Source organism: Leifsonia sp. HAY1-4F (genome assembly GCF_056755275.1).
This window is the reverse complement of the sequence record NZ_JBNDHX010000626.1, coordinates 1-237: the sequence shown is the minus strand read 5'-3', so window position 1 is coordinate 237 and position 237 is coordinate 1. Positions and strand designations below refer to the sequence as shown.

The 237-nt window shown below is 65.4% G+C and carries 1 protein-coding gene; it reads left to right on the top strand.

Annotated features, from left to right (window positions below; genetic code table 11):
• On the top strand, positions 1–237 hold a 237-nt coding region (locus tag ACPYOG_RS20760; protein ID WP_481295947.1), incomplete at both ends, for a hypothetical protein.

Below are 237 nucleotides of genomic sequence, written 5' to 3'. Positions count from 1 at the left end.
GAACTCGGCCGATCGGCCGAACAACAACGCGAGCGACCAAGCCGGCGGCAACGGCACCCAGTTCGGCGGCACCAACATCGCGCTCGAGATGGGCAACTGGAGCACGACGGGGTTCGCCGCAGCCAACCGCACCTTCAGCATCTTCCATCCCGCAATCGGGTCGTTCTACGACGGGATGCAGTACTCCTCGAAGGAGCTCGTGACCGCCCGCGACCCGTGGTCGGGCTGGACCTACTA